The 13470-nt window shown below is 51.6% G+C and carries 13 protein-coding genes; 3 read left to right on the forward strand and 10 right to left on the reverse strand.

Annotation, left to right across the window (positions count from 1 at the left end):
- Window positions 1–96 precede the first annotated feature (96 nt).
- A complete protein-coding gene (gene glgD / locus MKX70_RS02835; protein ID WP_042232315.1) occupies window positions 97–1200 on the reverse strand; it encodes a glucose-1-phosphate adenylyltransferase subunit GlgD in 1104 nt (367 codons plus the stop codon).
- 22 nt (window positions 1201–1222) lie between these two features.
- Window positions 1223–2386 carry a glucose-1-phosphate adenylyltransferase gene (locus tag MKX70_RS02840; protein WP_042232313.1) on the reverse strand — a complete coding sequence of 388 codons (1164 nt, stop codon included), beginning with the start codon at window positions 2384–2386 and terminating at the stop codon, window positions 1223–1225.
- 480 nt (window positions 2387–2866) lie between these two features.
- Here MKX70_RS02840 and MKX70_RS02845 point away from each other — a divergent pair, with 480 nt between their 5' ends.
- The 3 genes from MKX70_RS02845 (at window position 2867) to MKX70_RS02855 (ending at window position 5928) form a co-directional block, all read left to right on the forward strand.
- The gene (locus MKX70_RS02845) at window positions 2867–3553 is read left to right on the forward strand and encodes a response regulator transcription factor (RefSeq protein WP_042232310.1); all 687 of its coding nucleotides are present in this window, start codon (window positions 2867–2869) and stop codon (window positions 3551–3553) included.
- Entirely contained in the window at window positions 3550–5178 is a 1629-nt protein-coding gene (locus tag MKX70_RS02850) for a sensor histidine kinase (protein WP_042232309.1), read from the forward strand. The genes MKX70_RS02845 and MKX70_RS02850 overlap by 4 nt, the downstream gene beginning before the upstream one ends.
- Before the next feature lie 183 nt (window positions 5179–5361).
- Window positions 5362–5928 carry an FAD-dependent oxidoreductase gene (locus tag MKX70_RS02855; RefSeq protein ID WP_042232307.1) on the forward strand — a complete coding sequence of 189 codons (567 nt, stop codon included), beginning with the start codon at window positions 5362–5364 and terminating at the stop codon, window positions 5926–5928.
- Window positions 5929–6148: 220 nt separating this feature from the next.
- On the opposite strand, the gene MKX70_RS02860 is transcribed toward MKX70_RS02855, so the two are convergent.
- The 8 genes from MKX70_RS02860 to MKX70_RS02895 form a co-directional block, all read right to left on the reverse strand.
- Window positions 6149–7132: a glycosyltransferase family 2 protein gene (locus MKX70_RS02860; protein ID WP_340781110.1), complete on the reverse strand. Its 984-nt coding sequence runs from the start codon at window positions 7130–7132 to the stop codon at window positions 6149–6151.
- Between the two features lie 30 nt (window positions 7133–7162).
- Entirely contained in the window at window positions 7163–9313 is a 2151-nt protein-coding gene (locus tag MKX70_RS02865; RefSeq protein ID WP_340839533.1) for an ArnT family glycosyltransferase, read from the reverse strand.
- 252 nt (window positions 9314–9565) lie between these two features.
- Entirely contained in the window at window positions 9566–10111 is a 546-nt protein-coding gene (locus MKX70_RS02870; protein WP_042232302.1) for a DUF1697 domain-containing protein, read from the reverse strand.
- Between the two features lie 25 nt (window positions 10112–10136).
- The gene (locus MKX70_RS02875; RefSeq protein ID WP_340781112.1) at window positions 10137–10952 is read right to left on the reverse strand and encodes a phosphotransferase family protein; all 816 of its coding nucleotides are present in this window, start codon (window positions 10950–10952) and stop codon (window positions 10137–10139) included.
- Between the two features lie 17 nt (window positions 10953–10969).
- On the reverse strand, window positions 10970–11266 hold the full coding sequence (locus MKX70_RS02880) for an antibiotic biosynthesis monooxygenase family protein (RefSeq protein WP_042232297.1): 297 nt from the start codon (window positions 11264–11266) through the stop codon (window positions 10970–10972).
- Window positions 11267–11281: 15 nt separating this feature from the next.
- Window positions 11282–11902 carry an alpha/beta hydrolase gene (locus MKX70_RS02885; protein ID WP_042232296.1) on the reverse strand — a complete coding sequence of 207 codons (621 nt, stop codon included), beginning with the start codon at window positions 11900–11902 and terminating at the stop codon, window positions 11282–11284.
- A 228-nt stretch (window positions 11903–12130) separates the two neighbouring features.
- A complete protein-coding gene (locus MKX70_RS02890) occupies window positions 12131–13240 on the reverse strand; it encodes a GerAB/ArcD/ProY family transporter (RefSeq protein WP_042232294.1) in 1110 nt (369 codons plus the stop codon).
- A 26-nt stretch (window positions 13241–13266) separates the two neighbouring features.
- A complete protein-coding gene (locus MKX70_RS02895) occupies window positions 13267–13470 on the reverse strand; it encodes a hypothetical protein (RefSeq protein WP_042232292.1) in 204 nt (67 codons plus the stop codon).

A 13470-nucleotide genomic window follows, 5' to 3' on the forward strand; every position in this document is an offset into this window, starting at 1 on the left:
CCTCCTAACAGATGCTTGTATTTGTGGGAAAATATTGCGTATTACAACACTGGATCAGAAGAACTGCCACACTGCACAGTTCCCCTGATCCAGATATTATATCTTGCTGCTCTTGGCAATGACAAACGGACGTCTGCTGTCTCCGACAAGTATCCGTTCCTTGCTCAGATGCACGTCTTTGTCCATAATGACATTCTCAATTACGGCATTTTCTTCAATTACACATTTCTGCATGATTACTGAATTGATGATTTTGGCTCCCTTGCGGACCTGCACACCGCGGAAGATCACGCTGTTCTCTACAGTTCCGGCAATAATACAGCCGTTAGCTATAAGTGAATTGCTGACTGAAGCGCTATCCAGATAACGGGTAGGGGCTTCATATTTAATCTTGGTCTGGACCGGACTCTCTTTGAACAGGCCGAAATAATTCTCCTGCTTCAGCAGCTCCAGGCTGTTCTTGTAGTAGCTCTCCAGCGAATTGATAACGGAATGATAACCCGTGTATTCATATGCGGCAATCTTGAACTTGTGGCGGTTCTTCTGAATGGCATCGCGGAAGAAATAGCTCTCGCCATGGGCGATGCAATGCTCCACCTGCTCCAGGAACAGCTTCTTCTCCATAATAAAAATATCCAGATATACATTGGGATGATGCTTCTCATGGTGAATATTCGTTACTGTATGGTCTTCATTTACCTCAACCCGCAGGCAGGGATCATGCTCCGGCTGGAGCTCATCAATCTGTTTATAGACCATAGTCACATCAGCGCCTTGCTCCAGATGGAATTGGTACACCTCCTGCAGATCAACTGTGTTAATATGCTGGCTGCCGGAGAACACAATATACTTCGCAGAAGCCCGTTTGAAGAAATCCAGATTGTTATGATAATGCTGCAGGTCGCCAAGGGACGTGTCCGTGGGATCATTCCAGTCCGGAGGCAGAATGAACAAGCCGCCGTGCTTACGGTTCATGTCCCAAGATTTCCCGTCGCCGAGATGGTCCATCAGCGAGCGGTACTTGCGGCGGACAAACAGTCCCACGCTCTCCAGCTCCGCACGCATCATGTTGGACAAGACGAAATCGATCAGTCGGTAGCGGCTGGCGAACGGGACCGCTGCCCCGCAGCGGAAATAGGTCAGTTCATTTAAATTATCCAGTTCATGGTCCAGATTGATTACGCCCATAAGCTCTTTCATCGGTATCCCCCGCCCTCTGTGGTTATATGGTTTTGGCTGCTACGGATTTGTTTTTTTTGCTGCGTTTGTCAATCAGCAGAATTTCGTCCTCATTCTCCCGGTTGACGCCGATTTCCATATAATCCTCAATGACTGTGCTCTCACTGATGATGGCTTTGTGGATTCTTACATTCTTGCCGATCTTCACCTTAGGCATAATTACAGAATCCGTAATCACGCTGCCTTCGCCCACTTCTACCCCATAGAACAGTACCGAATGCTTAACCTCGCCGTATACAATGCAGCCTTCGTTAATAATGCAGCTGGACACCTTGGCTCCCGGTGCAACATATTGTGCCGGCTGATTCGGATTACGGGTGAAGATTCTCCAGCTGGTATCATTCAGGTTCAGCGGAGGAGTGTCACTAAGGAGATCCATATTCGCTTCCCACAGGCTGTCTACAGTACCGACATCTCTCCAGTAGCCTTCGAAAGGATAAGCATACAGGGACTCTCCGTCATTCAGCATCAGCGGAATGATGTCCTTCCCGAAGTCATGGGACGAGCCGGCGTTCTCCCCGTCCTCAAGCAGATGCTTGCGAAGAACATCCCATTTAAAAATATATACACCCATAGAAGCAAGTGTGCTCTTAGGTTTGGCAGGCTTCTCATCAAACTCGTAAATCTTGAGATCGTCTTCCGTATTCAGTATGCCGAAGCGGCTCGCTTCCTCCAAGGGCACGTCAATGACCGAGATGGTGCAGTCGGCGTTCTTAGATTTGTGGTACTGCAGCATAGCATGATAATCCATCTTGTAAATATGGTCACCGGACAGAATCAGTACATGCTCCGGATCAAATTGATCAACAAACTTAAGATTGCGGTAAATCGCATCAGCCGTGCCCCGGTACCAGCTGCTTCCATTCTCCCGTTCATGCGGCGGCAATACAAACACCCCGCCGTCCTTGCGGTTCAAATCCCAGTCACTGCCGACTCCAATATACGAATGCAGCACCAGCGGTTCATACTGTGTCAGTACACCCACTGTGTCGATACCTGAATTCGAGCAATTACTTAAAGGAAAGTCGATAATGCGGTAGGTTCCTCCGAAATAAACAGCCGGTTTGGCAATCGATTTGGTTAATCCCTTCAATCTTTTTCCTTGGCCTCCCGCCAATAGCATGGCTACCATCTCTTTTTTCTTCATGGAAGAGCCTCCTTGACTTATGGGTAATGAAGCATGTAATAAATAGGTTGAATGATTGGTGCGGTGTAGTGTAGATCCCACCTTGAAACCCAAAAAGAATTGAAGCGGAAAGAAGCAAACCATAAGAAATGCGTGTGACAGGAATGAATAAGATTTAAAACGGGGGAGGAAACAGAGAATCGGGACAAGCTACCGGTTTAGCAGAAAAAAACGCTCAAAACCGGGATTGTATCCTTATTGTAAAGTGTTCTCTACCCGCCGTCAAAACCCTTTATTGTCCGCTTCAAAAACTTTTAATTTCTAACTATAATCCTTATTAATAACATTAATATTTCCGTATAATTAGTTTAACCATTATGATTAACCATGAACGACAATTCTGAATCCAATCTTTGGCTCCAATGACCTATTTTCAGCAAACGTTCAACGGATAGCGTCATACTATGGACACTATAATCACTGAATATGGAGGAAATGCTAATGAAAGCAGCGCAAGGCGTCCGATTGCTCCTGGTGGATGATGAGCCTCATATCCTCCAGTTTCTTGAACTGGGATTAATGAACGAAGGATTTGAAGTACAGACTGCGCCGGATGGTGCAGGTGCAATCGCTGCAGCCGCAGAGTTCAAGCCGCATGTCGTGATTCTCGATGTCATGATGCCCGGCATGGACGGCTTCGAGGTCGTCCGCTATCTCCGTTCAGAGGAAACGGAGGTGGCTGTGATCATGCTTACCGCCAAGGATGAAGTGGATGACCGGGTTAAAGGCCTGTCTATCGGTGCGGATGATTATATGGTCAAGCCCTTCAGCTTCGACGAGCTGCTGGCCAGGATTCAGGCCCGCCTGCGCAACCAGTTCCCGGGACTGCTCGGCGAGGTGCGCTGCGGCCCCTTCCGGATTGACGGCCGGCGCAAGGAAATCCGCCACAAGGAGGAGGTGCTGGAGCTCTCGCCCACAGAATATGAGCTGCTGCAATATCTGGTTATTAACCACGGGCTGGTGCTGAGTAAACCCATGATTCTGGACAAGGTGTGGGGATATGATTTCGGCGGTGAGGAAAACATCGTTGAGGTCTACATCCGTTCCCTCCGGGAGAAGCTTGGTGACAAGGATCACCGGATTATCCGCACCCTGCGCGGCGCGGGATACCGGGTGGACCTTGTATGATTGCCCGGACCCGGGGCTTCTTCAGCAAACTGCAGGCACCGCGATCCCTCCGCAAACAGCTGCTGGCCACCTCGCTGTTAATCCTGTCCGTATTGCTGATTCTGATCGGGGTACTCCAGTATGCTCTGATGCGGAATTTCATTTACAGCAACCGCGCGGAAGCTATGGAAACCCAGATGCGCTCCGTACCGCGCGAATTCTATTACATTAATCTTAATAATCCTGCGGGAAATGCAGCAGATCTAAACGACAGTGCGGGGGGCAATTTTCCTGGCGGAGCTGTAAGCGGAACAATAAGCCCGGGTAACCCTCTCCAAAGCGGGAATCCTGGCGGGGCTGACAGCGCCGGGAATAACGCCAACTTGGGCCCTGGCAACAAGCGGTTCTACGCAGACCGCCGCCCGCTGCTGCTTGATGCCCATACTACGATAGCCATATACAGCTCAGACGGCACCTTCAAGGATCTGCAGGAAGAAACCCTGTCTGCTTCAGCAGCACCAAGAATGAGCAACGGGGAATATAACAGCCTGCTGAAGCAGGCATCCGATAAGGCTACCGGGAAATACAGGCTGATTACGGCAGCAGACGGCAACGAGCATCTGGCTGTCTTCATGAACCTCGGCAGACCGGGTACTACTAAAATGCTGCTGCAAATGAGCGTGGAAACCGGGCCGCTGAGAGATGTAATTATGCAGCAGCTGCTTATTTTTGGCGCGTTATCGGTAGTCGCACTGCTGGCCGGACTGTTCCTGTACCTGCCCGCACTGCGCAAAACGCTGATTCCCTTGTCCAATATGGGGGAATCCGCCCAAAGCATCGACGCCGGCAATCTCGATGTGCGCTTCCCTGTAGAGCAGGGTCAGCTTGAGGTCGACAAGCTCTCCCAGTCCTTCAACGGAATGCTGGAGCGCCTGGAAATTTCTTTTCACAATGAACGTGAGGCCAAAGAACAGATGCGCCGGTTCGCGGCAGATGCCTCCCACGAGCTAAGAACTCCGCTGACCTCAATATACGGGTTCCTGGAGGTACTGCTCCGGGGAGCGGCCGATAACCGGGATCAGCTCTATAGCGCACTCAACAGCATGCATGGAGAGGCCAAACGCATCAACAAACTGGTGGAGGATCTGCTGCTGCTTGCCCGTATGGATGGTGCTCCGCAGCTGCGGGTCAAGAATCTGCTGCTCGGTGAGATGATTGACGAGATGCAGCCGCAGCTGCGGGTACTGGCCGGTAAGCGCGAGGTGAACTTCGATATTTCTTATGGCGTGAGCGGCCCTGTTGATGCTGACAAAATAAAGCAGGTTATTCTTAATCTATTCCATAACGCCGTGCAGCATACGGATGCGGAATCCGGAGCGATACAAGTCTCGCTGCATGCCAGAGGAACAGTGGCTGTTCTGACTGTGAAGGACAACGGCTCCGGTATCGCTGCCGGACATCTCCCGCATGTCTTCGACCGGTTCTACCGCAGTGATTCTTCCCGCACCAGAAAATACGGCGGCTCGGGGCTCGGATTATCCATTACCAAGTCTATCGTGGAGGCGCATCAAGGAGAGATTACTGTAACCAGCACTCCTGGTGAATTCACAATCTTCCAAGTCTCTCTCCCCTGCCTGCCGGATTAGCTAATGACCTGTAATTAACGATATAATAGTTAGCAGAAGAAAGGGCCGCCCTCATAGAATGCTTCATCAAGATCATTCATAGAGGCTAGGCTAGCAAACTTAAGCTTAAGCTTCCGAAGTGAGTTTTGTCGGAAGGATTTCACTGAAGCTAAGCTACTAACAAAACTTTTAGGAGGTTACATCATGTACGAAATCGCTATTATCGGCGCCGGTCCTGCCGGGGCAAGTGCCGCATTGTTCGCCGCCAAGGCGGGCAAAAAAACACTGTTGATCGACAATGACAAAGGCATGACCCGCAGAGGCTGGTATGAGAACTTTTACGGAATCAGCGAAATCGGCGGACCCGACCTTGTGGAGACCGGACATAAGCAGGCCGTGAAATTCGGAGCTGAACTCGTAGCCGAGCAGGCAACCGGACTGAGCGCAAGCGGTGAAGGCTTCGTAATCGAGACCGAGAGCGGCGCTACCTATGAGGCCAAGCATGTTATTCTGGCTACAGGGGTTCTGACTGATCTGGCTGCCAAGGCCGGAGTGGAAACCAAGGATGGCACGGAGCCAAGAATCAAGACGGTTATTGCAGCTACTGCAGAAGGCAAAACGAACATTGACGGCATCTGGGCAGCAGGAACAGTTGCCGGTGTAAGTGTGCACGCAATTATTACTGCCGGAGACGGGGCCAAGGTTGCGGTTAATATTATCAGTGAGCTGAACGGCGCGCGGTATGTTGATCATGACTTGCTAAAGGCTTAATTCACGCAGACTATTAAGAATCCCATTAAACAATGCCTAAACGACCCGCCTTTCATCCATGGATGAGGGGCGGGTCGGATTCTTGAGCCGGGTGCCATAACGGGGCGTTGAGCCTTAGAGGCTTGGGGGTTAACGAGAATGCTCCAGAGTTCAGCCGCAGCAAAAAGCTGCTCGGGCCGATCACGGCTCGCTTGCCGTGATCGGCCCGAGCAGCCTTCAATTATTTGTCAAGATGGGCTACTCTGTGCTTCTGCGTATTTTGCTGCGGTCTGCCGCCGTAGAACTCCTGTACAATGTAAAGCGGACGTCCCTTGGATTCATCATAGATCCGGCCGACATACTCGCCCAGCACGCCCAGCATAATTAGCACAAAGCCGTTAAAGGTTAGTGTAATGCCGATCATCGACGCCCACCCTTTAACGGCCGCGTCCGTAAAGAGCGCCAGGTAGAGCACATACATAAGGTACAAAAAGCCGGATGCGGACAGCAGGGCTCCGAGATAGCCCGCCAGCTTCAGCGGTTTATACGAGAAGGATGTAATACCGTCCAGCGACAGCTTAATCATGCGCTTCAGCGGATATTTGGTTTCTCCGGCCAAACGTTCATCCCGCTCGTATTCGAGCGCCTTCTGGCGAAAGCCCACCCAGCTTACCAGTCCGCGGACAAAACGGTTTTTCTCCGGCAGACGCTTCAGCTCATCGCAGACCTTGCGGTCAATGAGGCGGAAATCGCCGGTATCTACCGGGATAGAGATATCTGTTGAATAACGGAGCACCCGGTAAAAGAGGGCTGCTGTCCACTTTTTGAACAGCGATTCCCCGTTTCGTTTGATGCGTTTGGCGTATACGACCTCATAGCCTTTTTTCCATTCGGCAATCATATCGAGGATCAGTTCGGGCGGGTCCTGCAGATCCGCATCAATAATGACAACGGCATCGCCCAGGGAGTAATCCATACCTGCAGTGATGGCGATCTGGTGGCCGAAATTACGGGACAAATCAATCAGCTTGACACTTTCATCCCAATAGCTGTACTCCTCGATCATCTGCGCACAGTTGTCTGTACTTCCGTCATTGACGAAGAGCAGCTCATAGGACTCACCAGTAGCTCCCATCACTTTCTTGATCCGCCGGTACGTCTCCTGAATCACTTCCTCTTCATTGAACATCGGTATAATTATGGAATAGCGTACTTTGGTGCTCATGGGCAGCTCCTCCTCAAATGATGTAGTAACTTAATTAAGGGTTACTTCGTATAATGTTCCGCCATTGCCGCCAGTCTGTGTTCCCTGCCAGTCTGCGGAAGGAACCTCAGTCCCGTTATCAGTGATCCAGGAAGTAATTTCAGAGCTGCCGCCTCCGCGTCCTCCGCCCATACCGCCGCTGGATACCAGGAAGTACTTCACTTGACCGCTCTCCACCAATGCCTTCAGTGAATCTGTTGTATACGGTACATCCGAGGCGTTGAATCCGTTAAGGATAACCACTGACTCGCCTTCGTCGATAATATAAGCACCAGCTGTTCCATAATCCATCGCTGCGAACAGGTATTTCTCACCGGTGTTATGTTCCTTGAGATAAGCCAGCAGATTCTCATTAATTCCTGTAGCACTATTCCTGCCGCCCATACCGCCAAAGCCGCTGCTGTCCGGGCCGGCTGCCGGAGTCATGCTGTTATTGCCGTATATGATCGGTGTAAACGCCCAGTAGAGCGGGCCAATCAGCAGCACGAGAAGTCCTGTTACAGCCGCGGCATGCACCAGAGACTGCTTAACTACGGTGCCGTTCAGCATCCGCAGGATCACCAGCAGTACCGATACTGCAACGCCCGCTGCCAGAACACCGGTAGACCAGCCGCTGCCGATGGTATCGTCATAAGGATGTATGATATACACCTCAAGTACCGTGGTAGCAAGTACCGCTGCGGGAAGCAGCCAGGACAGCCAGGTCGCACGTTCCTTGTAATAGCTCCAGAGCTGCGACCAGCCTGCACCTGCCAGCGCCGCAACCGGCGGAGCCATCATGATCAGATAGTATTGGTGGAAGAATCCTGCGATACTGAAGAATCCCATCACCGGCACCAGCCAGGCGAGCCAGAACAAGGCCTCCTTATGCTTCCGGGTGAAGTTCTTGCGGCGAAGGCTGGCAAAAATTCCGATGCAGCCAAACAACACGAACGGCAGCAGCCAGCTGGCTTGACCGGATAATTCGGATTGGAACAACCGCAGCGGGCCGGCTGTACCTGTGTTGAACATCCCGCCTCCGCCATTCATTCCGCCTGGGCCGCCTGGGCCGCCTTGACCGCCGGCACCGCCGTCAAACCCGGGACCGCCTCCTTCAAACCCTCTTCCGCCACCTTGTCCCTGCATTCCGCCATCCTGTCCGGCAGCCGGCTCCCGGCTTCCGTCGCCTTGGCCTGGGGCGGCTCCATTGTTGCCACGGCCCTGATCATCCCCGGCCGCAGAATCCTGGCTCTGCACCTGTTCTTGCCCGGCAGCAGCCCACGAACCGCCGGCTCCATTCATTGCCGGCATTTCACCGCCAAATCCAGGCATCTCCCCATTCATTGCTGGCATTCCGCCACCGCCAGTCCCTCGGTCACCGGTCAAACGGGAAACACCGTTATATCCAAAGGCCAGATTGAGTACAGAGTTGGTTCCGCTGCTTCCGATATAAGGACGTTTGTCCGCAGGAATGGAATCTACGACTACTGCCCATGAGAGCGAAACGGCCAGCAGCACTGCGGTGCAGGCTGCCAAAGTGCCTGTTTTCTTCTTCCAGTTGACCTTGGCCGCCAAGATATAGAACAGATAGAATGCCGGAACGACCATATAAGCCTGCAGCATCTTCTCATTGAAGGCTACACCAATCAGCCCGAATGCAGCGAGCAAGCTGCCCATCCTGTGCATTCTGATGCCTCTGAACAGAAACCATGCCCCCAGCAGCAAAGTAAACACCAGCAGCGCGTCAATATTGTTCGTGCGGCTTACCGCCGCTGCTACCGGTGTAGCCGCCATAGCCAGCGCCGCGAGCCGTGCCGCTGCCCGGCCGAAGGTAGGCTTCACAAGCAGATAGACAATGAATACAGAGCCTACACCGCCCAGTGCCTGCGGCAGTATGACACTCCAGCCATGCAGGCCAAAGATCAGCGCGCTTAATGTCTGCAGCCAGAACGTTACCGGCGGCTTATCGACAGTCACTGACCCTGCCGAGTCAAGGGAGGCGAAGAAGAAATTATGGAAGCTCTGCAGCATGCTCCCTACTGCGGTAGTGTAGTACGTATTGACATATTGATCATTCCAGATTCCATACCCGTACAGAACCGCCGCCAGCAGCAGAATACCCAGCAATACAACGTCTGAACCCAGCCTTTTCAGTAATTTCATTGATTCATCCACTCCCATCCGTTCTTCTTGACATCCGGTAAGACGCCTTGTTGACCGGCCTTATCTTTGTATAGGTGTATTATTGCATCCTTACCTTAACTCATAATGAAATCAGGCTGAATGTTTGCTGAAACACTGGCCTAATACAAATGAACGGCAAACAGCCCCGCTTCGCCGTCCATGCTTCAGGAGCGGCACCGTAATAACGGAAGCGGGGTTATAAAATAAAGCACAAAGTGCGAAATCCTCAAGCTACGGCTTGCGGGCCAATGCTGTCACCTTACCAAGGGTATTCCAGTTGCGTGCGGTGAGGGTTGTGCCCAGCAGTCTGTCGAACTGTACTTTGAAGAGCGGCGATTCACTTACACTCACCTCATAGTAGGTGTACATTTCTTTACCGACCACCCGCACCCTGTCCGCTCCATCCTCATAGGGACGAATCATCTCCAGCGCCTCAGCCGAAGGCTCAGCGTCCAGAAACGAAACGTACAGACGTTTGAATTCCTCCGGCTCCGTCAGCGGGAACGGATTGCCGGCAATGACCGCTTCCAGTTCCTCCAGGGAACGGATGATCACGGGCACCCCGAATCCGAAGGTCTCCTGAATGCGCTGGCTGATCACCTCAGAGAGCCGGATGGCGGAAGACTCTTCACTCTCAAATACAACATTTCCGCTCTGGATATAAGTCCGTACATTCTCATACTGGAGCTCTGCGAACATTGCCTTAAGCTCCTGCATTTTGATCAACTTGTTGCCGCCGACATTAATCCCGCGCAGCAGTGCAATGTATGTACTCATAAGCGTACCTGCTTTCTGTTGAAGATTATTGGGCGGGCGGCAGTGCTCTCAGGCGTTTGCGGATTTCGCGGACCAGCTGCTCCTTCTCAGGTACCGGAAGCCACTCTACCAGCCGTGCGGCCGCTACCGGCAGTATCCAAGCTTCAATGTCTGCCAGGGATAGCCCTGATAGTCTCACATATTCACGGGTATATTGACTCGTCATCCGCTTTCTGGCGAAGCCTAAGAACATTTTGGTGAACAAAGAGGCATGTTTAGGCATGGCACCTATACTGAACATGACTACGGACCGCGCAGCATCTGCCGCAGGATTTCCCGAAACGGCAGTCATCCAGTCAATGACCCACAGCTGCCCGTCCATCAGCACATTGTCCGGATGGAAATCCCCATGACAAAGCTTGTTCCCGTCCGGAAGCAGCTCCAGCTGAGATAGAATAGGTGCCTTCTCTTCCATATTAAGCATAGGTGCAGCAATAACATTCTGCTTCAGCCGCTGTTTCTGTTCTCCAGCTTCACCCGGGCCTGCAAGCTGATGGAGGCTGTAATGAAGAGCCGCCATCTGCCTCGCGTAGCTGGAGATTAGCCTTGGTTTGGCACCCATCAGCTTCAGCAGCGAAGGACCATGGATCTGCTGGAACACAATTCCCTTCCTGCCCTCTTCCGCAACAAGCTCAACCGGCTGCGGGGTACGCACTCCCTGTTCAAAGACATATGTACTGATGTCGTATTCCCAGTCCACATGATGCTCCGGAACCTCATCCAGGTAGAGCTTAAGAATCCTTCCTTCGCCATACTCCATGACTTCCGCAGTCCGGCCTTTTCCAATTATTTTCCCCAGCATCCCGCTCTTCCTTTCCTCTAGTCCAGATTGATCCGGGTATAATGCTCCACTACCGGGAAAGGGCTGTAGTAATGATGCAGCAGCGCTTTCCACTCCTGATACTGGGCCGATTCTCTGAATCCCACCGTGTGATCCTCCAGGCTGCGCCATCTGACAATCAGCAGATATTTATGGTCATCCTCCATACAGTGCTGGAGCTCATGCCCCAAATAACCATCAATCGAGGCAATCAGCGGAGAGGCCTCCTTGAAGCTCTGTTCAAACTGCCGGGTCAGTCCCGGCTTCACCTGCAGCATTGCCGCTTCTGTAATCATGTTTTTATCTCTCCCTTAAAGTGAATCGCGGAAAAACTCATGATAGAAATTAATAATGACCAGCAGTACGGCCAGCGATTCATTGACACTGCCCACTTCCAGAGAATGGTTAGCGTCATCAATTCTGTACACCCGTACCTGCTTCAAGCCGCTGAGCTCGGTGGAATGCTGCTCGGTGAACATCGGGTCACTCCCGCCGTAAATAACGCTGCCCCGGCTCTGCTTAATGTAAGGGATACTTTCAGCTACCGGAGTAAGGAACAGCTGGGATATCTTCTCCCCCATTCCCGTCTCTGAAGCCACCTTACCGGCGATAACGGTCCCCATGCTCTTGCTGATGAACAGCAGCTGCTCATACTCCGGAAGCGAAGCAAGTGCCACCTTGCATTCTTCTGCGACAATATCGATCTCTTCACGTTTGAAGGCCATCCGTGCACTTTGGTATCCATATTCCAGCAGCAGCAGATCACAGCCGTATTCACGGGCCAGCTTGCCTGCATATTCCAGCAGGGGCCGCTCGGCAGAATAATTCTGTCCCGGAAATACCACGACCAGCGCTTTGGAGCCTTGCACAACATACTTATGTCTGACCTCCCTGCCCCAATGCGAGGACATTACGATGCTGGACACACTCATCTATTCTCACGCCTTTCGTTAACCTGTTGTATAGAGGCGGTCGCTTCCGCTCCTGCAGTTCCAAAATCCCCCTCTGATTCTCAAACGTTAGTCTCTGCCTCTCATTATAGCTAAATTCTAAATCATTGGACATTAAATAGCCCCACAATGTGGGACTAAGGGTAATAACGCCTAAGTTAAGTATCTTATCTCAAAACGTGTTAAACGTTGTTCTTCAGCGCTTGCGGGCTACTGCTGCCGGGAAGCCGCAAGCCTGCGCCCCTTTCCCCGGGAGAGAATCTCCGCAGTAATCCATAGAATTACAGGAATAACTACCTGGAACGGGAGTGCGTATATCTTATAGATATGATACGCAAAATACTGCATATCCATAATATCCGTGTAAATGAAATCGGATAGATAGACCATGATAAGTCCCATCTGCAGCACCACCGACCGGTAGCTCTTCAATTTGAAAACTCTGGCCAAGCCAATACAGGTGACGTACAGGCAAAGACTGACTTTAATGAACATCGTGGTTACAAATACTATGGCCCCCGAGCCCTCAATTCTGGTCAGGAAATCGCCAATGTTAATTCTGCTGATAGCCACATACGAGGGAAAATACAGACTTGACATAATATCAGGACCCAGCACCAGTAAATTACGGAAAGTAATTATAATTATAGTTATTCCCGCAATCAGTGTTCCGCTTACAAGCACCCGTCTGGCGGAGCCTTTGGCAGGCAGCACATTGAAGGCGCCCAGAAAGACCACAATCTCGGCAAATGGAAACGTAAATGCTCCTGCTGCATCTCCAAAGACAGGCCTCCATCCGCGGTCCAGCAGCGGCAAAAGATGATGGAACTCAAATTTAGGAACCGAAAGGAACTGGATCAGTATAATCACCATGTAACTAAACAGCAGCAGGAATTTAGCGCTTCTGCCGATCACCTCTATTCCTGCAATGACTACCCAGACGCATAGCAGTCCGATCATTAGCATAGGAGCGATCATCGGCGTTGAGGTTAAGGCAACCGTCTTGCTGAATTCCCCGAAATTCCGCAGCACAAGCGCCCCCAGATGCAGCGCGTAGAAGATGTACAGGCAGGAACCCAGCCGGCCAACAATAGGACCGAATACTTCGATCAGCATATCAAACAGATTCTTACCCGGAAACAGGACATGAAGCCTCGCGTAGATGAGCATGAGCGGCACAGCCAGTATTATGGCTATAATCAGGGCAATCCAGCTGCTGCTGCCGGACTGCCCGGCCACGCCCATGAATAATGAACTACCCATAATAAACTGTACGGTTATGCTAATGGCCTGGCCCGCTGGTATGATCTCTTTGCTCATGTGATCTCCTCCTTCTGGAGCGTGCTTCAGTACAGTTTTTTTATCAGATTTACGATAACCGGTGATGGACTGGGGATCTCCCAATGCATCGCGAGCGCGAAGGCCAGAGAGAAGGATATCAGGCACAGCACGGAGCATACGTAGAAATCACGTTTCATCCCCCGCTTTAGCAGCCCGTAAGGGTCAAGTACAGCAATAACCGAATAGATGACTATAAGGTAGATAGCCAT

Source organism: Paenibacillus sp. FSL R7-0312, assembly GCF_038004445.1.
Lineage (GTDB): Bacteria > Bacillota > Bacilli > Paenibacillales > Paenibacillaceae > Paenibacillus_AQ.

Bases quoted from the DNA above. Each gene is read 5' to 3' on its own strand.
- MKX70_RS02845 (WP_042232310.1), top strand. From the start codon at position 2,867: ATGAAAGCAGCGCAAGGCGTCCGATTGCTCCTGGTGGATGATGAGCCT.
- MKX70_RS02840 (WP_042232313.1), bottom strand. From the start codon at position 2,386: ATGAAGAAAAAAGAGATGGTAGCCATGCTATTGGCGGGAGGCCAAGGA.
- MKX70_RS02885 (WP_042232296.1), bottom strand. From the start codon at position 11,902: ATGAGTGTGTCCAGCATCGTAATGTCCTCGCATTGGGGCAGGGAGGTC.
- MKX70_RS02865 (WP_340839533.1), bottom strand. From the start codon at position 9,313: ATGAAATTACTGAAAAGGCTGGGTTCAGACGTTGTATTGCTGGGTATT.
- MKX70_RS02860 (WP_340781110.1), bottom strand. From the start codon at position 7,132: ATGAGCACCAAAGTACGCTATTCCATAATTATACCGATGTTCAATGAA.
- MKX70_RS02850 (WP_042232309.1), top strand. From the start codon at position 3,550: ATGATTGCCCGGACCCGGGGCTTCTTCAGCAAACTGCAGGCACCGCGA.
- MKX70_RS02890 (WP_042232294.1), bottom strand. From the start codon at position 13,240: ATGAGCAAAGAGATCATACCAGCGGGCCAGGCCATTAGCATAACCGTA.
- MKX70_RS02855 (WP_042232307.1), top strand. From the start codon at position 5,362: ATGTACGAAATCGCTATTATCGGCGCCGGTCCTGCCGGGGCAAGTGCC.
- MKX70_RS02880 (WP_042232297.1), bottom strand. From the start codon at position 11,266: ATGATTACAGAAGCGGCAATGCTGCAGGTGAAGCCGGGACTGACCCGG.
- MKX70_RS02875 (WP_340781112.1), bottom strand. From the start codon at position 10,952: ATGCTGGGGAAAATAATTGGAAAAGGCCGGACTGCGGAAGTCATGGAG.
- glgD (WP_042232315.1), bottom strand. From the start codon at position 1,200: ATGAAAGAGCTTATGGGCGTAATCAATCTGGACCATGAACTGGATAAT.
- MKX70_RS02895 (WP_042232292.1), bottom strand. From the start codon at position 13,470: ATGGCTATCTACCTTATAGTCATCTATTCGGTTATTGCTGTACTTGAC.
- MKX70_RS02870 (WP_042232302.1), bottom strand. From the start codon at position 10,111: ATGAGTACATACATTGCACTGCTGCGCGGGATTAATGTCGGCGGCAAC.